The organism is Pseudonocardia sp. ICBG1293, assembly GCF_020131355.1.
GTDB lineage: Bacteria > Actinomycetota > Actinomycetes > Mycobacteriales > Pseudonocardiaceae > Pseudonocardia.
On record NZ_JAHLEL010000038.1, the window covers coordinates 298,947 to 317,347 of the forward strand.

Annotated in this window: 18 protein-coding genes; 13 read left to right on the top strand and 5 right to left on the bottom strand. The window is 75.7% G+C overall.

Features of this window, described 5'->3' with window-relative positions:
- Positions 1-6 precede the first annotated feature (6 nt).
- The 7 genes from KPF47_RS15180 to nudC all read left to right on the top strand — a co-directional run bounded on the left by KPF47_RS15180 (position 7) and on the right by nudC (position 8,413).
- Positions 7-870, top strand: a complete 864-nt coding sequence (locus KPF47_RS15180; RefSeq protein ID WP_224389434.1) for an exodeoxyribonuclease III — start codon at positions 7-9, stop codon at positions 868-870.
- Positions 871-976: 106 nt separating this feature from the next.
- Entirely contained in the window at positions 977-1,879 is a 903-nt protein-coding gene (locus tag KPF47_RS15185) for a DUF4142 domain-containing protein (protein ID WP_224389435.1), read from the top strand.
- Positions 1,876-2,967 carry a class F sortase gene (locus tag KPF47_RS15190; protein ID WP_224389436.1) on the top strand — a complete coding sequence of 364 codons (1,092 nt, stop codon included), beginning with the start codon at positions 1,876-1,878 and terminating at the stop codon, positions 2,965-2,967. Before KPF47_RS15185 ends, KPF47_RS15190 begins: the two co-directional genes overlap by 4 nt.
- 316 nt (positions 2,968-3,283) lie before the next feature.
- Positions 3,284-4,561: an aldehyde dehydrogenase family protein gene (locus KPF47_RS15195; RefSeq protein WP_224389437.1), complete on the top strand. Its 1,278-nt coding sequence runs from the start codon at positions 3,284-3,286 to the stop codon at positions 4,559-4,561.
- Positions 4,562-4,600: 39 nt separating this feature from the next.
- A complete protein-coding gene (locus KPF47_RS15200; RefSeq protein ID WP_224389438.1) occupies positions 4,601-5,929 on the top strand; it encodes a pitrilysin family protein in 1,329 nt (442 codons plus the stop codon).
- 49 nt (positions 5,930-5,978) lie between these two features.
- Positions 5,979-7,373, top strand: a complete 1,395-nt coding sequence (locus tag KPF47_RS15205) for a pitrilysin family protein (protein ID WP_224389439.1) — start codon at positions 5,979-5,981, stop codon at positions 7,371-7,373.
- Positions 7,370-8,413, top strand: coding sequence for an NAD(+) diphosphatase (gene nudC / locus KPF47_RS15210; RefSeq protein WP_224389440.1), 1,044 nt, complete (start codon positions 7,370-7,372; stop codon positions 8,411-8,413). The genes KPF47_RS15205 and nudC overlap by 4 nt, the downstream gene beginning before the upstream one ends.
- A gap of 84 nt (positions 8,414-8,497) precedes the next feature.
- On the opposite strand, the gene KPF47_RS15215 is transcribed toward nudC, so the two are convergent.
- Positions 8,498-8,722 (bottom strand): glutaredoxin domain-containing protein, encoded by a 225-nt coding sequence (locus KPF47_RS15215; RefSeq protein ID WP_305080434.1) that lies wholly within the window; start codon positions 8,720-8,722, stop codon positions 8,498-8,500.
- Positions 8,723-8,896: 174 nt separating this feature from the next.
- On the opposite strand from KPF47_RS15215, the gene KPF47_RS15220 reads away from it, so the two are divergent.
- From KPF47_RS15220 to KPF47_RS15235, 4 genes are all read left to right on the top strand, one after another.
- On the top strand, positions 8,897-10,993 hold the full coding sequence (locus KPF47_RS15220; protein WP_308015417.1) for an ATP-dependent DNA helicase UvrD2: 2,097 nt from the start codon (positions 8,897-8,899) through the stop codon (positions 10,991-10,993).
- A 152-nt stretch (positions 10,994-11,145) separates the two neighbouring features.
- On the top strand, positions 11,146-11,427 hold the full coding sequence (locus KPF47_RS15225) for a hypothetical protein (protein WP_224389442.1): 282 nt from the start codon (positions 11,146-11,148) through the stop codon (positions 11,425-11,427).
- Positions 11,428-11,588: 161 nt separating this feature from the next.
- The gene (locus KPF47_RS15230; RefSeq protein ID WP_308015403.1) at positions 11,589-11,972 is read left to right on the top strand and encodes a WhiB family transcriptional regulator; all 384 of its coding nucleotides are present in this window, start codon (positions 11,589-11,591) and stop codon (positions 11,970-11,972) included.
- Positions 11,973-12,039: 67 nt separating this feature from the next.
- Positions 12,040-12,288: a hypothetical protein gene (locus tag KPF47_RS15235; RefSeq protein WP_224389443.1), complete on the top strand. Its 249-nt coding sequence runs from the start codon at positions 12,040-12,042 to the stop codon at positions 12,286-12,288.
- 177 nt (positions 12,289-12,465) lie between these two features.
- On the opposite strand, the gene KPF47_RS15240 is transcribed toward KPF47_RS15235, so the two are convergent.
- Positions 12,466-12,882 carry a VOC family protein gene (locus KPF47_RS15240; RefSeq protein ID WP_224389444.1) on the bottom strand — a complete coding sequence of 139 codons (417 nt, stop codon included), beginning with the start codon at positions 12,880-12,882 and terminating at the stop codon, positions 12,466-12,468.
- Between the two features lie 78 nt (positions 12,883-12,960).
- Here KPF47_RS15240 and KPF47_RS39705 point away from each other — a divergent pair, with 78 nt between their 5' ends.
- Complete coding sequence (locus tag KPF47_RS39705) at positions 12,961-13,638, top strand: TetR/AcrR family transcriptional regulator (protein WP_308015404.1); 678 nt, start codon at positions 12,961-12,963, stop codon at positions 13,636-13,638.
- Positions 13,639-13,747: 109 nt separating this feature from the next.
- On the opposite strand, the gene KPF47_RS15250 is transcribed toward KPF47_RS39705, so the two are convergent.
- Together KPF47_RS15250 and KPF47_RS15255 are read right to left on the bottom strand one after the other, a co-directional pair.
- Positions 13,748-15,079: an AarF/ABC1/UbiB kinase family protein gene (locus KPF47_RS15250; protein WP_224389445.1), complete on the bottom strand. Its 1,332-nt coding sequence runs from the start codon at positions 15,077-15,079 to the stop codon at positions 13,748-13,750.
- Positions 15,076-16,026: a hypothetical protein gene (locus KPF47_RS15255; RefSeq protein WP_224389446.1), complete on the bottom strand. Its 951-nt coding sequence runs from the start codon at positions 16,024-16,026 to the stop codon at positions 15,076-15,078. The genes KPF47_RS15250 and KPF47_RS15255 overlap by 4 nt, the downstream gene beginning before the upstream one ends.
- Positions 16,027-16,117: 91 nt before the next feature.
- Between KPF47_RS15255 and KPF47_RS15260 the strand changes: the two genes are divergently transcribed.
- Positions 16,118-16,756, top strand: a complete 639-nt coding sequence (locus KPF47_RS15260) for a M48 family metallopeptidase (RefSeq protein WP_224389447.1) — start codon at positions 16,118-16,120, stop codon at positions 16,754-16,756.
- A 7-nt stretch (positions 16,757-16,763) separates the two neighbouring features.
- Here KPF47_RS15260 and KPF47_RS15265 read toward each other — a convergent pair whose 3' ends face one another.
- Positions 16,764-18,320 (bottom strand): zinc-dependent metalloprotease, encoded by a 1,557-nt coding sequence (locus tag KPF47_RS15265; RefSeq protein ID WP_224389448.1) that lies wholly within the window; start codon positions 18,318-18,320, stop codon positions 16,764-16,766.
- Positions 18,321-18,401 lie beyond the last annotated feature (81 nt).

The following is an 18,401-nucleotide window of genomic DNA, read 5'->3' on the forward strand; positions in this document are numbered from 1 at the left end:
GGGCCCGTGCGCCTGGCCACCTGGAACGTGAACTCCGCGAAGTCCCGGCTGCCCCGGCTGCTGCCGTGGCTCGACGAACGCGCGCCTGACGTCGTCTGCCTGCAGGAGACCAAGCTCTCCGACGACGACTTCGCGGCGACCTTCGACGAGGCGCTGGCCGAGCGCGGCTACGCGAGCGCGCACCACGGGCAGGGCCGGTGGAACGGCGTCGCCGTGCTGTCGCGGGTGGGGCTCGACGACGTCGTCCGCGGTCTGCCCGACGAGCCGGTCTTCTCCGAGGGCGGGCTGGCCGAGCCGGACGCGCGTGCGGTGACCGCCACCTGCGGGGGCCTGCGGGTCACCTCGGTGTACGTGCCGAACGGCCGCAGCCCGGAGGACCCGCACTACGCCTACAAGCTCCGGTGGCTCGCCGCGCTGCGCGACCAGGTCGCGGCGGGGGACCCGGGGTCGACGGTGGTGGCCGGGGACGTGAACATCGCCCCCACCGACGACGACGTCTGGGACCGGTCCCTGTTCGACGGGGCGACCCACGTCACCCCCGACGAGCGCGCCGCGCTCGCCGCGCTGCTCGGCACCGGGCTGCGCGACGTGCTGCGCGAACGCTGGCCCGACGAGCGGGTGTTCAGCTACTGGGACTACCGGGCGGGCCGGTTCCACCAGGACCAGGGGATGCGGATCGACCTCGTGCTGGCGGGGGCGGGACCGGCCGACCGCCGCGCGGCGGTGTGGGTGGACCGCAAGGCCCGCAAGGGGAAGTCGCCCAGCGACCACGCCCCGGTCGTGCTGGACCTCGACGAGGCTCCCGACGGCGACGTCGGTCCGGTCGTCCCGCCGCCGTCCGCTCCCGCACCGCTCAGCCGTCGGCGATAACCACTCGACGACGACCGCGAGACCCGTCGTGTGGTTCGAGTTGCAACGTTCGGGGTAGGGCGATAGCCCATCAGGCGTACACCGCTACCCCCGGGGGATGACTCGCATGACGCGTACGACCACGAACAGCCCGCGCCGGATCAGCCGGACCGTCGGCGCCGCCGTCGCCGCAACCGCCCTCGTCGGGCTGACCGCCTGCGGCGGCGAGACGCCGCAGGTCCCGAACCTGCCCGACAACCTGCCCCAGGTCCCGGGCGTCGGCGACCCGCGCCAGGCCTTCGGCGACGCGCACCAGAAGGCGCTCGGTCTCGCCGCGCTCGGCGGGATCGGCCTGGAGCAGGGTGTCGGCGACAAGGTCAAGGAGCTCGCGCCGCAGGTGCAGGGCGAGGGCCAGCAGCTCAACGACAGGCTGCGGGGACTGGCGTCCTCGGTCGGCGTCTCGCTGCCCGACCAGGTGTCGCCGGAGATCCAGTCCCAGGTCGACGACCTCAAGGCCCGTACCGGTGAGCAGTTCGACCAGGGCTGGCTGCAGGCCGCGCAGGAGCAGGTCGGGCAGCTGAACGACCAGGCCCAGCAGCTGCTGAACGTGCCCGGTCTGCCGCCGGAGCAGCTCGACCAGGCGCGTGCGCAGCTGACGAACCTGGGTGAGCTGAAGAACCAGCTGGACCAGGCGGCGGCCGAGGCCGGCGCCGCGACCCCGGGTGCGGACACCCCCGGCGCCGCCGACGGCACCGCCGGCGCCGGTGACGGGACCGCCCCCGGCGCGGGCGACGGCAACGGCACGGGCAATGGCGCGGGCAATGGCAACGGCGCAGGCAACGGCGCGGGCAATGGCAACGGCGCGGGTGGCGCCGCGGGCCAGGGCGGCTCCGGCGCGCCCGCCGTCGACGCCGGCACCGGCGGACAGGCCGCGTCGGCGTCCGACGCCGCACTGCCCGTCGCGCTCGGCGGTGCCGGGCTGGCGCTCCTGGTCGCCGGCGCGGTCCGGCTGCGCCGCGCCCGCGCGTGACCCCGCGGCGCCGGCGCCCGGCCGGGGGCGTCCGGGGAGCGGCCGCGCTGCTGCTCCTCGGCGCCGTCCTGCTGGGCACCGGCGCCGGTCTCGCGCTCGGTGACGACGCCCGCGTCGAGGCGAGCGACCTGGGTTCCGTGCCCGCGGGACCCGCCGCGACGCGTGCGGTGCCGGTGGCCCGGGCGCTCCCGGTCCTGGCGCCGCCCGACCCGGTTATGCCGCAGGGGATGCCGGACGCCGCGTCACTGCCGGGGGACCTCGCGCCCGGCCCGCCCCAGCCCGGCCTGCTCGCGCGCCCGCCCGCGCCCGGTGCGGGCGTCGTTCCGGCGGCACCGCCCGCGCCCGAGGGGGTGTCGGCCGGGCCTCCGGGAGCGCCGCCCGGGCCTCCGGGGCTGCCCGCCGGGCCTCCGGGGGTGTCCGCCGTGTCCCCGGGTGCGCCCGCCGCGTCGTCGCCCCTGCCGCCCGTCCCGCCGGCGTCGCCTCCCGTACCTCCGGCGGGTTCCCTGCCCGGTCCCGGCGACCGCACCGGCCCGGTGGCCCGCTCCACCGGCCCGGCGCCGATCGCGCCGCGGGAGCCGTGGACCGTCTCGGCGGTCTACCCGCTCCCCGCGACCGGCCCCACCGCCGCCCCGCAACCGGTCGTCCCGGCCACCCTCGAGCTCCCCGCCCGCGGCCTGTCCGCCCCCGTCGACGCGGTCGTCACCGCCCCGGACGGCGGGATGGTCGTCCCGGACCAGGTGCGCACGGTCGGCTGGTGGGCACCCGGTGTGCTGCCGGGTGGCGGGGCCGGGAGCGCGGTCATCGCCGGCCACGTCGACTCCCGCACCCAGGGCATCGGGTTCCTGTCGGTGCTGCCGCAGCTCGTGGCGGGCGAGCCGGTCGTCGTCCGCGGCGCCGACGGTCGCGCCGCGGAGTACCGGGTCGTCGCCCGCCGCGAGTACGGCAAGCACGACCTGCCGCGCGAGGTGTTCCGCCGGGACGGTGACCCGCAGCTGGTCCTGGTCACCTGCGGCGGGGTGTTCGACCCGGCCGCGGGGAGCTACGAGTCGAACATCGTCGTCTACGCCGTGCCGGCGGACCGGCCCTGAGCGCCGTCCCCGCGGGCCCCGGTCGCGGGCGTCGTCCGCCGCCGGATCACGCGGGGCGACCCGCCGGGACGCGGCCCGGCGGGCGGTGGGGACCGACGACGCCGGCTGAGCGGCCACGGCCGGGCCGCCCCCGCCGGGAGGCGGCGCGGGGTCCCCACGACGCCCGGCGACGGCCCCGGGCCGCGTCCCGGCGCACGGGCAGGTCCGGTGTCCGGACGAGCGGCCGGTCCCTGCTGCGCAGCGGTGAGCAGAGCGGAGCAGGGCCTCCCCGGGCACCCACTCGGGGCCGCGACGGCGACCGCCTACCCTGACCTGCGTGAGCAGCACCGTGACGACCCCGCCGGAGACGACCGAGGCACCGGAGTTCGCCGCCGTCCGTGAGGCCGGGCAGCGCGCCCGGGCCGCCGCCCCGGCCGTCCGCGCCGCGGGCGAGGGCCGGATCGACGACGCCCTGCGCGCCGCCGCCTCGCTGATCCGGGACCGCGCGCACGAGCTGCTCGAGGTCAACGCCGCCGACGTCGCCGCCGCCGAGCGGAACGGCACGGCCGCGGGCCTGCTGGACCGGCTCCGGCTGGACCCCGAGCGGCTGGCCGGGATCGCGACCCAGCTCGAGGTGCTCGCCGCGACCCCCGAGCCGCCCACCGAGTGGCCGGTCCGCACCCTGGAGACCGGCGAGCGGGTGTTCGAGCGCCGCATCCCCGTCGGGGTCATCGGCGCCGTGTTCGAGGCCCGTCCCAACGTGACCGTCGACGTCGCCTCCCAGGTGCTCAAGGCCCGCAGCGCCGCCGTCCTGCGGACCGGCTCGGCGGCCCTGGGCAGCGCGACCGCGCTCGTCGACCAGGTGCTGCGCCCCGCGCTGGCCGATGCCGGCCTGCCCGAGGCCGCCGTGCAGCTCGTCCCACTGCCCGGGCACGCCGGCGCCGAGGCCCTCGTCGGGCTGCCCGACCTGGTGCCGCTGGTCGTCGTCCGCGGATCCGGGGAGGTCACCCGCAAGCTGTCGGTGCTCGGTGCGACCGCGGGCACCCGGGTGCTCGCCCACGCCGACGGCGGCGGGGTGCTCTACCTCGACGCCAGCGCCACCGAGGCCGACGTCACCCGGCTGGTCACCGACTCGACCGACCGGCTCGGCGTCTGCAACCGGCTCAACCTGCTGCTCGTCGACCGGCCCGTCTACGACACCCTGCTGCCGGTCGCGAAGGCCGCCCTCGACGCCCGCGGCATCGCGCTGTCGCTGCCCCCGCATGCTCACCCGCTCGGTCACGAGTGGGCACTGGACTCCGGCGCCGAGGCGCACGTGACGGTCGCCGTCGTCGACGGCCCGGACGACGCCGCCGACACCGCCGCCCGGGAGACCTCCGGCCTGGCCGCGACGATCTGCGCCGCCGACGAGCAGGTCGCGCGGCGCTTCATCGACCGCTACACCGGAACCGGCGTGTTCTGGAACGCCCCGTCCCGGCTGCTCGACGGCTACAAGCTGCTCGGCCTGCCCGAGACCGGCATCAACGTGGACCACACCCCCGGCCCGCGCGGCCCGGTGACCTACCGCGACCTCGGACTGCGCCAGTTCGTGGTCCTGCCGCCCGAGCACGCCTGAGCGGGCAGGCTGTCGGGGGTGGGGGATAGCCTCGCTCCCGTGTCCGTGATCGCCGACAAACCCGCTCTCGAGCTGCACCGGGCCACGCTGGCCAACGGGCTGCGCGTGCTCGTCGTCCCGGACCCGGCCACCCCGGTGGTCGGGGTCTCGGTGCACGTCGACGTGGGCTTCCGTTCCGAGCCGGAGGGCCGCACCGGCTTCGCGCACCTGTTCGAGCACCTGATGTTCCAGGGCAGCGAGAGCCTGGAGAAGCTGGAGCACTTCCGGCAGGTCCAGTCCGCGGGCGGGGTCTTCAACGGCTCGACCCACCAGGACTACACCGACTACTTCCAGGTGCTGCCGGGCGCGGCCCTGGAACGGGCGCTGTTCCTGGAGTCCGACCGGCTGCGCGCCCCCACGCTCAGCGTCGAGAACCTGCGCAACCAGGTCGACGTGGTGAAGGAGGAGATCCGGCTCAACGTCCACAACCGCCCCTACGGCGGGTTCCCGTGGATCCTGCTGCCGCCGGTCCTCTACGACACCTTCCCGAACGCGCACAACGGCTACGGCGACTTCTCCGAGCTGGAGCAGGCGAGCCTGGACGACGCGGCCGCGTTCTTCGACACCTTCTACGCACCGGGCAACGCGCTGGTCACCGTGCACGGAGACCTGTCCGAGCACGGGGTCGACGGCACCCTCGCGCTGGTCGAGCGGCACTTCGGGGACATCCCGGCCCGGCCCGTCCCGGCGCGTCCGTCGTTCGCCGAGCCCGCTCCCGGCGCCGAGCGTCGGCAGACCGTGGCCGACACCCACGCCCCGCTGCCCGCGCTCGCGCTCGGCTACCGCGTGCCCGACCCGGCCGCCGAGCCCGACGCGTACCTCGCGCACGCCATGCTCGCCACGGTCCTGGCCGACGGCGAGGCGGCCCGGCTGCAGCGGCGCCTGGTGCACAGCGACGGGCTGGTCACCGACGTGTCGGCGTCCAACGGCCTGATGGGCGGCCCGTTCGACGCCCGTGACCCCGACACCTTCACCATCACCGCGGTGCACCCGGCCGAGGTCCCGGCGGACCGGGTCACCGCCGCCGTCGACGAGGAGCTGGACCGTCTCGCCGAGCAGGGACCCGGCGCCGAGGAGCTGGAGCGCCAGACCGCCCGCTGGGTGGCCGCGCTGCACCGCGAGGACGACCGCGTGATGTTCCGGATGCTCGGGCTGGGCGCCCGGGAGCTGCTCTACGGCCGCGCCGAGCTCGCCGTCGAGCTCCCCGGCAGGCTGGCCGCCCTGACCGGGGCCGACGTCGCCGCCGCGGCCGCCCGGCTCCGCTCGTCCGGGCGCGCCGTGCTGCTGGTCGAGCCGGCGGCCGGACCGACCGGGGACGGCGACGCGTGACCGACCCGACCCGACCCGGCACCGCGAACCACACCGAAGGGGGCTCCGCGTGAGCGCCGCCCGCACCCACCGCAGCGCGGAGGAGATCGGCCGCACCGACCGCGGCCCGCGCCCGTTGCCCGCACTCGGCCGCACCAAGGAGGTGCCGCTGCTGGACGTGCTCACCGAGACCCTGCCGAACGGGCTGACCGTCCTGGCCGCCCGCCGTCCGGGTGTCCCGCTGGTGGAGACCGTCCTGCGCATCCCGGCTGGCTCGCCCGAGCCGGTCGCCGACGCCGCCCGCGCCGCGGGCACCGAGGTGCTCGCCGAGACCATCCTGACCGGCGCCGCGGACCGTGACCGGATCGGCATCGACGACGCGCTGGCCTCGGTCGGCGGGGAGCTCGGCGTCGCCGTGGACCCGGAGTACCTGCAGGCGGGTGGTTCCGCGTTGGCCTCCGGGCTGCCGACGGTGCTCGAGGTCCTCGCCGACGTCCTCACCGCCGCCACCCACTCCGACGCCGAGGTCGCCCGCGAGCGGTCCCGGCTGGCCGAACGGATCGCCCTCGCCCGCGCGCAGCCGCGCACGGTCGCCCGCGAGGCGCTGATGCGCCGCCGCTTCGGTGACCACCCGATCGTCTCGGAGATGCCGACCGCCGAGGCCGTCGCCGCCGTGACCCCGGAACAGGTGCGGGAGCTGCACGCCGACGTCGTCGTCCCGGACGGGGCGAGCCTGGTCCTCGTCGGCGACATCGACCCCGAGGCCGCGATCGCGCAGGTCGCCGGCCGGCTGGGCGGGTGGTCCGGCGGCCACCCCGCGCGACGGCTGTCCGCCCCGCCGGCGCCGCGGGCGGGTGACCTGGAGCTGGTCCACCGGCCCGGCTCGGTGCAGTCCCAGCTGCGGCTCACCGCGCCCGGCCTGGACCGCACCGACGAGCGCTACACCGCCTTCCAGCTCGCGAACCTCGTGTTCGGCGGCTACTTCTCCTCCCGCTGGATGGAGAACGTCCGCGAGGACAAGGGCTACACCTACGGCGCGCACTCCGGGCAGGAGTTCGTGCCCGGTGGCGCGGTGCTCGGCCTGGATGCCGACGTCGCCTCCGACGTCACCGCCGCCGCGCTGCTGGAGACCCGCTACGAGCTCGGCCGGATGGTGGCCGTCCCCCCGACCGAGCAGGAGGTCACCTCGGCCCGCCGCTACGCGATCGGCTCCCTGCTGATCTCGCTGGACAGCCAGTCCGCGCTGGCCGGCACCCTGTCCGCGCTGCACGCGACCGGGCTCGACGTCGACTGGCTCCGGGAGCGGCCGCGGCGGCTGGAGCAGGTCACCGTCGACGAGGTCGTCGCGGCCGCCGCCGCGCTGTTCGCACCGACCCGGTTCACCGGGGTGGTCGTCGGCGACGCGGACGTGATCGGCGCACCGCTGGCCGCGCTCGGCGGCGTGGTCCGGGGGGACGGCCGATGAGCCCCGGGGACTTCTCCCTCGCCGAGGAGCCGGTGCTGTCGCGCAACGCGCTCTCCCGTGACGAGAACCGCCGCCTGGACCCGGACTACGTGCTCCGGACGTGGGCGGAGGCCCGCGTGGTCGTCGTGGACGAGTCCGGCCGTACCCCGGTGGACTGGGAGGTCGGGCCGGACCGGGAGTTCCGGGAGACCGACGCCGCGGCCTGGGACGACGCGGCGGGCCGCGGTGGGCACGTCCGCACCCGCGCGGGCACCGACCTCGCCCCGGAGCCGCCCGCCGAGGCGGTGCTGCTCGGCGAGCGCGAGGGCGTCCCGTACTGGGCGGTGCGGGTCGGGACCGAACGCACCGCCGACAGCGACATCTTCACCGGCGAGGGGGAGTGGGCCGACCTGCGCGCCGCGGGCGCGTTCCTCGACCCGCTCGGCTCCGGGCTGCTCACCGGTGCGGTCGCCACGCTCAACTGGCACGACCGCGCCCGGTTCTGCGCGATCGACGGCACCCGCACCCGCCCGCACAACGCGGGCTGGGCCCGGGTCTGCGACAACGGGCACGAGGAGTACCCGCGCACCGACCCGGCGATCATCTGCCTGGTGCACGACGGCGCCGACCGCGTGCTGCTCGCCCGCCAGCCGATGTGGCCGGCCGGGCGCTACTCGGTGCTCGCCGGGTTCGCCGGGTTCGTCGAGTCCGGCGAGTCCGGCGAGTCGCTGGAGGCGTGCGTGCACCGGGAGATCTCCGAGGAGGTCGGCATCGCGGTGTCCGACGTGCGCTACCTCGGCAGCCAGGCGTGGCCGTTCCCGCGGTCGCTGATGGTCGGGTTCCACGCGATCGGCGACCCGGACGTGCCGCTGACCCCGCAGGACGGCGAGATCGCCGACGCACTGTGGATCACCCGGGACACGCTCCGGGCCGCGCTGGCCCGCGGCGACTGGGGCACCCGGGACGAGCCCGGCCCCGACGACGGCCCGGTGGTCATGCTGCCGGGGAAGGTCTCGATCGCGCGCACCATGCTCGAGTCCTGGGCGGCCGCCGGGGGCTGAACCCGCACACGAAGCGGCGGCCCGCCCCCGGTGAGGTACCGGGTGACGGGCCGCCGCGCTCCGTGGTGGGAGATCCGGGAGGTGTCAGACCCCGAGGCGGGTCTTCACCTCGGAGAAGCTGGGGTTCGTCGCGACCGACTCGTCCGGGAAGACGACCGTCGGGACCGTCCGGTTGCCGCCGTTGGCCTGCTCGACGAACGCCACGGCGTCCGGCTCACGCTCGATGTCGATCTCGCGGTAGCCGATGCCGGCCTGGTCGAGCTGCAGATTCAGACGACGGCAGAAGCCGCACCAGCTGGTCGTGTACATCGTCAGGTCCGCCATACCCCGTACAACGGGGCCGTCCGCGGGATTCTTCCCGGCCCGGCGACCCGCCGGTACCCGGCCGGGTGGGGCGGGCGGCCCGGTTCCGTCGGGGGTGGGTGTCAGGATGTGTGGGTGCCGTCCCGATCCACCGCCCGCCCTGCCCGTGCGACCCGCGCCGTGCCGGACCCGGCGGCCCCGATCGGCGCGGACGGTCTGGACCCCGAGCAGCGGGCCGCGGTGCACGCACCGCGCGGCCCGGTGTGCGTCCTGGCGGGGGCGGGCACCGGCAAGACCCGCACGATCACCCGGCGGATCGCGCACCTGGTGACCTCGGGCCACGTCGCCGCCACCCAGGTCCTCGCCGTCACCTTCACCGCCCGCGCCGCGGGGGAGCTGCGCACCCGGCTCCGCGCGCTCGACGCCTCCGGGGTGCAGGCCCGCACCTTCCACGCGGCCGCGCTGCGCCAGCTGCGCTACTTCTGGCCGCAGACGGTCGGGGGCAGCCCGTGGCCGCTGCTCGACGGCAAGCTGCGGCTCGTCGGCCAGGCGGCCGCCCGCGCCCGGGCCGGTACCGACTCCGATGCGCTGCGCGACCTCGCCTCCGAGATCGAGTGGGCGAAGTCGACACTGGTCGCCCCGTCGGACTATGCGGCCGAGGCCGCCCGCCGCCGCCGTGACACGCCCGGCCCGGCCGAGCAGGTCGCCGCCGTCTACGCCGCGTACGAGGAGCTGAAGAACGCGAGCGAGCAGCTCGACTTCGACGACCTGCTCCTGCACACCGCGATCGCGCTGGAGGAGCACGGCGGCGTCGCCGAGGAGTTCCGGTCCCGCTACCGCTGCTTCGTCGTCGACGAGTACCAGGACGTGACCCCGCTCCAGCAGCGTCTGCTCGACGCCTGGCTCGGCGACCGCGACGACCTGACCGTCGTCGGCGACGCGAACCAGACGATCTACACCTTCGCCGGCGCCTCGCCCCGGTACCTGCTGGAGTTCCCGCGCCGCTTCCCCGACGCCGCGGTCGTGCGCCTGCAGCGGGACTACCGGTCCACCCCGCAGATCGTCGGCTGTGCCAACCAGCTGATCGGCGCCGCGCGCAACCGGCCCGCCGGGTCCCGGCTGCAGCTCGTCGGGCAGCTGCCGCCCGGTCCCGATCCGGACTTCTCCGAGCACGACGACGAGGCAGGCGAGGCCGCCGCCGTCGCGGGCCGGATCCTGACCCTGATCAACGACGGCACCGAGCCGTCCGAGATCGCGGTCCTGTTCCGGATCAACGCCCAGTCCGAGGCGTTCGAGCAGGCCCTCTCCGACGCCGGTGTGCCCTATCAGATCCGCGGCGGCGAGCGGTTCTTCAACCGGCCCGAGATCCGCCGGGCGATGATCGCGCTGCGTACCGCGGCCCCGGACCAGCGGCCGGGTACCGACCTCGTCGACGTCACGCGCGCGGTGCTCACCGCGCGGGCCGGTCTGACCGACGAGCCCCCCAAGGGCGCCACCCTACGCGCGCAGTGGGAGTCGCTGCTGGCGCTGGTCGGCGTCGCGGAGGAGCTGGCCGCCGTCGAGCCGCAGGCCGATCTGCAGCGGCTGTGCGGGGAGCTGGACACCCGCGCCGACCACGCGCAGGCACCCGTGGTCAACGGCGTCACGCTGGCCTCGCTGCACGCCGCGAAGGGCCTGGAGTGGGACGCGGTCTTCCTCGTCGGCCTCGCCGACGGCACCCTCCCCATCGGCCACGCGGGTGACGACGAGGCCGCCGTCGAGGAGGAACGCCGGCTGTTCTACGTCGGCGTCACCCGCGCCCGGCGGGTGCTGTCGATGTCGTGGTCGCTGTCCCGGGCCTCCGGTCGCGGACCGAAGCGACGCCGCTCCCGGTTCCTGTACGGACTGATCCCGGACTCGCACCCGGCGTCCCGGGTGGCCGGTGAGCGTCGGCCCGGGGGAGCCCGTCCCAAGTGCCGCGTCTGCGGCACCCCGCTGTTCGGCACCACCGCGACCAAGCTCCTGCGCTGCGACGACTGTCCCTCCGATGTCGACCTGGAGCTGCTGGACCGGCTCAAGCAGTGGCGGTCGGCCGCGGCGAAGGCGCAGGACGTGCCCGGCTTCGTCGTGCTCACCGACGCCACGCTCACCGCGATCGCCGAGCAGCGGCCGGCCGGCCCGTCGGCCCTGGTCGGCATCCCGGGGATCGGCGCGGCCAAACTGGACCGCTACGGCGACGACGTGCTCCGGGTGCTCGCCGAGCACGAGGCCGAGGGGGCCCGACCCCCTCTTCGGTAGGGATCTGCGTGAACTTCCGGCGAGACTTCGAATAATCGGTTGCCGTGCCGTGTGCAGCACTTCTAGTGTCGTCGGCACCAGGTGGAGCGCCACGCTCCCGACACAGACGCGTCGCGCGGGAGACCGCGGGCGGAACCGGAGGAGGTGACGAGATGGGCACGATCGACACGACCGACCTGATCGGCACCGCCCCGTCCGTCCCGGCCCCGGTGTGCGTCCCGGAGCAGACCGTCGTCGCCCACGCGGGCATCGCGGTCACCGCGGAGTCCGGCGTCCGTCGTCGCCACCAGGGGGTGGCGCTGCTCGCGCCGTCGATGCTCCGCGCCACGGGTGAGGTGTACCCGCTGGGCGACATGCCGGTCGCGGTCACCGGCGCGATCTTCGATGACAAGTGCACAGCTGCGTTCGTTCCCGGGCGCCGAGGGGGTACCTGACCCCCTCAGCACTCAGCGAGTCCCATCGGGGCCGCGGAACCCACGCACACGGGTTCCGCGGCCCCGATTTTTTTGTCCCTGATTCCGTCCCGAAGAGATGACCCACTCTGACCAGACCGGTCCTGACCAGTAGCAGAGAAGTTCGATCGAGGAGGTCGATCGTGTACGTGCGATCCGTTCCGTGTGACGGCGGGATGATCACCGAACAGTCCGGCGGCGGCGCCGGACCCGACGAGGTGCGGCTGCGGTCGGTGCCGAGCGGGCCGTCCGGCCGTGGCTCGGCCCTGCCCTGCCGCAACGGCGACGCCGACCTGTGGTTCGCCGAGGCCCCGGCCGAGCTGGAGGAGGCGAAGTCCCGCTGTGGGGGCTGTCCGTTCCGGCAGGCCTGCCTGGACGGTGCGCTGGAGCGCGCCGAGCCGTGGGGCGTGTGGGGAGGCGAGATCTTCGACCACGGCCGGGTGATCCCGCGCAAGCGTCCGAGGGGGCGCCCCCGCAAGGCCGACCTGGAGCGCGACCGGGCACTCGCCCTGGCCGCGAGCCGCTGAACACAGCCGTACCGGCGCGACCCGCGCCGCGGCACCGTCCGACCACCAGACCCGAGGAGACCGAGACATGAACGACCTGAAGCCGGCACCGGCCGTGCGACCGATCCCCCGCACCGACCGCTCGTCCCACCTCGTGAACCAGGAGAACGTGATGACGCTCATCCAGGAAGCGCTGGCGAGATCCCATCAGCAGGAGGCGCAACGGGTGGCGGCCGAGCACCGGCTCGCCCGCCGGTACACCGCGGGCCGCGGCTGGACCCGGCTCGCGTCCTGGGCCGCCTCCCGCGCCGAACGGGCGCGGCTGCGCGCCGGCTGATCCCGTCCCGGACCCGGTCGGCCCGGCTGCCGAGCAGCCGGTCCGGCCGGCCCGGACCGTGCCCCGTCCGGACCTCGTCCGGGCGGGGCACCGTCGCGTCCGGGGCCTGCGGACCCGCCGGCGGGGAGGGGCCGCACCCCGCTCCTGCTCTGCTCACCGTCGCGCAACACCCCCGGGTCAGGGCGCCGCGGTGCCGGCGAAGGCGGTGGCGAAGTCGGCCGACGGTGCGATCTCGGTGATCACGTCGACCAGCACCCCGTCCGGCCCCGCGACGACGAAGTGCCGCTGCCCGAAGTCCTCGTCGCGCACCGGCAGCAGGGCCTCCAGGCCGCCGTGGACCACGAGGCGGTCCCACTCGGCGTCGACGTCGTCGACCTCCAGGTTCACCAGCATCCCGCCGGCCGACCGGCCGCGGTACGCCGCGGGGATCGTCGGATGGTCCCGGTCGAGGACGGCCAGCTCGAAGCGCCCGCGGCGCAGGCTGACGTACCAGTCGGTGTCGAAGACGATCTCGAAGTCCATCGGGCCGGTCCAGAACGCGCGGGCGGCCGGGACGTCGGCCGTCGCGAGGACCGGGTAGCAGCTGTGGAGCACGGCACCCTCCCATTTCGCATACCGTCAGTACGCGAAACGTACTGACGTACCATCGGTACGTCAACGACGGAGGTGTGTGTGGGAGTCCGGTCGGACCAGCGTCAGCGGACCCGGCAGGCGTTGCTGGACGAGGCGGAGCGTCTGTTCACCCGCGACGGGTACGGAGCCGTCGGGCTGCCGGCGGTCGTCACCGGGGCCGGGGTGACCAAGGGGGCGCTCTATCACCAGTTCGACGGCAAGGCGGCGCTCTTCGCCGCCGTCCTGGAGCGGGTGGCGGGCCGGGTCGCGGACCGCGTGGTGGACGCGGCCGAGGCGGTACCCGACCCGTGGGGGCGGCTCGTCGCCGGGTGCCGGGCGTTCCTCGACGCCAGTACGGAGCCGTCGGCGGCCCGCATCATGCTGGTCGACGGGCCCGCCGTCCTGGGCTGGGCGCGCTGGCGCGAGCTCGACGCCGACGCGTCCGGGCGACACCTCGCCGAGGCGCTGACCGACCTGGTCGAGCGCGGGGAGCTGGCGGTCCAGCCGGTGGAGCCGCTGGCCCGGCTGTTGTCGGGGGCGATGAACGAGCTCGCGATGTGGCTCGCGGAGCCCGGCCCCGCCGAGCGGGAGTGCTCCGGGACCGGGGCCGGCCCGTCCGGGGCCGCCCCCGCGGCCGGCGGGTGGGACCGCGATCGGAGCGGCGCCCGGGAGGCCGACCGGACCGCGGCCCGGGCTGCGCTCGACCGGATGCTCGACGGGCTCCGCGTCCGTTCCTGACCCGCGGGCCCCGGGGCGGTCGCGGCGCGGGCCGGCTGCTGCGCAGCGGTGAGCGGAGCACAGCCACGAGAGGACACCCCGCCCGGAGGACGGGGGTGACGGGCACGGGTCAGCCGGTCGGGGCGTCCGGCTCGAACATCTCCGGCTGCCACTCGGCGACGATCTCCCGCAGTTGCACGTGGGAGTCCAGCTGGCACAGGATGCCGACGGTCCCCATCGTCACCCGGTGCACGAGCAGGAACCGCGGCGGCAGGTTCAGCGACCGTCCGATCGCCGCCTCGGGGCTGCGCAGGTCACCGACCCGCTCGGCCTGCTTCTGGATCCACCGGCGGCTGAAATGGAACGACTCGGTCCCCAACGGCTCGGTGAACGGTGCGAGGTAACCGAGGATCTGCTCGGAGTCGATCCGGGCGCCGTCACGGACGAACCCGGCCGAGCGCATCAGGGCCATCAGGTCACCGCTGCGCCCGTGGAGCGCGTACTTGGTCATCGTGACGAGCTCGGGGGGCATGCCGTCGGGCATCCGCGCGACGGCGCCGAAGTCGAGGACGAGCAGGCGACCGTCGTCGAGGATCCCGAAGTTGCCGGGGTGCGGGTCGGCGTGCAGCAGGTGCGCGCGGTCCGGCGCCGAGTAGTGGAACCGGGCGAGCTGGTTGCCCGCGTGGTCGCGCTCCTCGCGGCTGCCCTCGCGGATGACCGACGCCAGCGGACGGCCCTGTACCCACTCGGTGATGACGGCCTTCGGTGCCGATCCGACCACGCGCGGGATCTTCACGTCCGGGTCGTCCTCGTAGAACGCGGCGAACTCGCGCTGGTAGGCGGCCTCGTCCCGGTAGTCGAGCTCCTCCTCCATGCGGTCCTTGAGCTCCGCGACCAGCGGCTTGATCTCCATGCCGGGGACCAGCGGCTGCAGGATCCGGCTCATCCGCCCGAGCTGGCGCAGGTCCGAGCGCAACGCCTCCTCGGCCCCGGGGTACTGCACCTTGACCGCGACCTCGCGGCCGTCGCGCTTCCAGACCGCGCGGTGCACCTGGCCGATGCTCGCCGAGGCGGCCGGGGTCTCGTCGAAGTCGGAGAACCGGGACCGCCAGGACCGCCCGAACTGCTGGGTGAGCATGTAGTCGACGTCGGTCATGGGCATGGGCGGCGCCGCCGACTGCAGCTTGGTGAGCGCCTCGCGGTAGGGCTCGGCGTACTCGTCGGGCACGGCCGCCTCGAACACGCTCAGCGCCTGCCCGAACTTCATCGCGCCGCCCTTGAGCTCGCCGAGCACCTCGAACAGCTGCTCGGCGCTCTTGGCCGCGAGCTGGGCCGCGATCTCGTCGCGGTCGCCACCGGTGAGGCGGCGCCCGAACCCCGCTGCGGCACGTCCGGCGACGCCGAGCGGGAGGCCGGCGAGCTTGGCGGTGCGCGAGGCGGTTCGTCGGGGAATGTCGCTCACACCGTGATTGTCCACCCCGGCGGGGGAGTCGCGCACGGCGCGGTGGACCCCGGTGCGCCGTCCGGTACCCCCGCAGTCGCTGTGCCGCAGGGACAACCGGGCCGTACGAAGCCCGGCCGGGTGACGACCGTCGCGGCCTCCGGATCGAGCTCCAGCGCCGCTCCCCACGACGCGGGCGGCCGGCCACCGCGGACCGGCCCGTCGACGGCGGCGAGCACCTGGCCGACCGCGACGGCGGCCGTCGCGACCAGGACGTGCGGCGCCGCCGACGACCTTCCGCGGGCCGCGCCGGGCACCCCGGCGCAGGCGGCGCACGGCCCGCGTCCCGGCAGGACCAGCGGCCCGACCACGCCGCAGCCGTCGCGCAGGGTCACGAACAGATGCTCCACCGGGCCCTCCGGCGGGACCGGCCCGTCGCCGACGAGCACCACCAGGTCCGCGGGCACCCGCCGGGGCGGATCGGTGTCGACGCCGCCGTCGCGCAGGAACGCCCGCAGCCGGGCACCGCGGTCCCGGCCCGGTCCCACCGGCAGCCCTGCCGGGATGTCGTCGGCACCCGTCACCCCGCTCACCTGCGGAGACAGCTGACCGATCCCGGCCATCGCCAGCCCGGTGACGACCCCCACGGCGAGCGCGTCGTCACCGCGCACCTCCACCAGCGTGCTCTGCCTGCGCCGCCGCACCCGGTCCTCGACGTCCGCGTCGGCGAGCAGCCCGCCCCGCCACAGCACGGCGAGCAGCACCGCGACCTCGTCGTCGCCGTGGGTGAGCGCGTCGGTCGGGCACGGACCGGCGGCGAGCCGGTCCACCGCGGCGACCGCGGCCGCGGACAGGTCCTCCAGCAGCCGGGCCCGGGGCGGCGCCGACCCGATCCGGCGGCCGCGCGGCCCGGCCGCGGACACGGAGAGGTGGGCGGCGAGCACGAGGCGAGGGGGCAGTCCGGTCACCGGCGCCACGGTGCCCGCACCGCCCGGCGACGGGAGCCGAACGCGTCCGCGCCGTTCGCACGCGCGAACCGGGGCGGCCTACCCTGGACCCATGGCGAGTCCCCCGGTAGAGGTCCGACGCAGCGCCCGCCGGAAGCGCATGGTCAGTGCCCGGCGGGAGGGGGAACGGCTCGTCGTGTTCATCCCCGGCTGGATGTCGGCCGAGCAGGAACGCGACTGGGTCGCGGAGATGGTCAAGCGGGTCGAGGCGAGCGAGGCCCGCCGCCGCTCGCCGGGCCGCAACAACGACGAGGCCCTGATGCGCCGCGGCCAGGAGCTCTCGACCCGCTGGCTGGAGGGGCGCGCGCGGCCCTCGTCGATCCGGTGGGTGCCGGTCATGCGCACACGCTGGGCGTCCTGCACCCCCGACGACGCCACGATCCGGATCAGCGAGCGGCTGCGGGACGCGCCGGGCTGGGTCGTCGACTACGTGCTGGTCCACGAGCTGGCCCACCTGCTGTCCGCCGCGCACGACGAGGTCTTCTGGTCCTGGGTGCACCGCTATCCGCGCACCGAGCGGGCCATCGGCTACCTCGAGGGCCTCAACGCCGCCGCCGAACTCGGCATCACCGGGGTCGACGGCGACCCCGACACCGCCGACGGGACCGACGGGCCCGTGGGCGAGCGGGAGGTCGGCGGGTTCGGCGGGACCGGCCCCGGGATGGAGCCGGTCCGCGCGACCGGGACCTGAGCCGCGCTCAGGAGGTCTTCCCGTCCTCGCCGTCGGGGTCCTCGGCCGGCGGGTCCTCCGGCGACTCGGCCCGCTCCTTCTCCGCGTCGGCCGCCATCTGGCGCTCCAGCTCGGCGATCGGGTCGTCCGGGACGGCACCGCCGGACGCGTCGCCGCGCACGAACGCGGCCGGGTCGTCCAGGTCCTCGGCCGAGGGGATCAGGTCCGGGTGGGCCCAGACCGCGTCGCGGCCCTCGATGCCCCGCTCGGTGCCCAGCAGCTTCCACAGGTCGGCGGCCGCCCGCAGCTTCCGCGGCCGCAGCTCCAGCCCGACGATCGTCGCGAACGCCTGCTCCGCGGGCCCGCCGGAGGCACGGCGGCGGCGCATCGTCTCGCGCATCGCCTCGGCGCCGGGCAGCCGTTCGGTCAGCGCCTCGGCGACGACGGTGTCCACCCAGCCCTCGATGAGGGCAAGCAGGGTCTCCAGCCGCGCCAGTGCCGCCTTCTGGGCCGGGGTGTCCTCCGGCTCGAACATGCCCGACTGCATGGCCTCCTGGATCGACTCCGGGTTCGACGGGTCGATCCCACGGGCGAGCTCCTCGATCCGCGAGGTGTCCACCGTGATGCCGCGGGCGTACTCCTCGACCGCGCCGAGCAGCCGCTCGCGCAGCCAGTGCACGTGGGTGAACAGCCGCTGGTGGGCGGCCTCCCGCGCGGCGAGGAAGAGCGTGACCTCGCCGGCCGGGCGGTCCAGCCCCTCGGTGAACCGGGCGACGGCCTCCGGCAGCAGCGCGGACGCCCGCTCCGGGCCGACCGGGATGCCGAGCTCGGTCGAGGTCAGCACCTCCTTGCCGAGCTGGGCCAGGCCCTGGCCCAGCTGGCTGCCGAACGCCATCCCGCCCATCTTGCCCAGCATGCCGAGCATCGGGCCCGCCGCGCCGCGGACCTCCTCGGGCAGCCCCTCGACCCAGGCCGAGGACAGCCGCGTCGCCACCGGGTCGCAGAGCCGCTTCCAGGTCGGCATGCCCGCCCGCACCCAGTCCGAGGGCGTCCAGGCCTTCACCTCGCCGCCGGAGGAGGGGAACGACGTCGCCGGGTCGAGCCACAGCTCCGCCAGCTTCACGGCCTCGGAGACCCCGCTGCGCTGGGCGTCGGTGAGCGACGACGTCGACTGCGCGAGCTGCTGGGTGGCGATCCGGGCGGCGAGCTCGTAGTCGACGGGGCCGCCGTCGCCGGAGCCGCTGCCGGACAGCATCTGACCGAGCTGGGACAGCATCTGCCCGAGCTGGCTCATGTCGAACTGGCCCCCGCCGGGCATCCCCGGCATGCCGGGGATGCCGCCCATGCCGAACGCGGCGAACGGGTTCTGGGCGCCGCCGCCGGACGCCCCCGAGGGGTCGTCGGACTGCGGGTGCGGCCCGAAACCGAACGGGTCCTTCGGGCCCTCGTGCTCGCCCTTGCCGTCCCTGCCCGACGTACCCCCGTCCTTGCCGGAGGCGTCGCCGGAACCCGAGTCGGGCTGGTCGCCGGGCTCGCGGTCGCGGTCACGGTCGGCGGGGCCGAAGCCGAAGGGGACGTCGCTCATGGCGTCCACCGTACGCGGGGCCGGGGGGGCGTCGCCGCCCCGACTGCAGGTGGATCGGGCCTGGTGGGGCCGTGTTCGCTC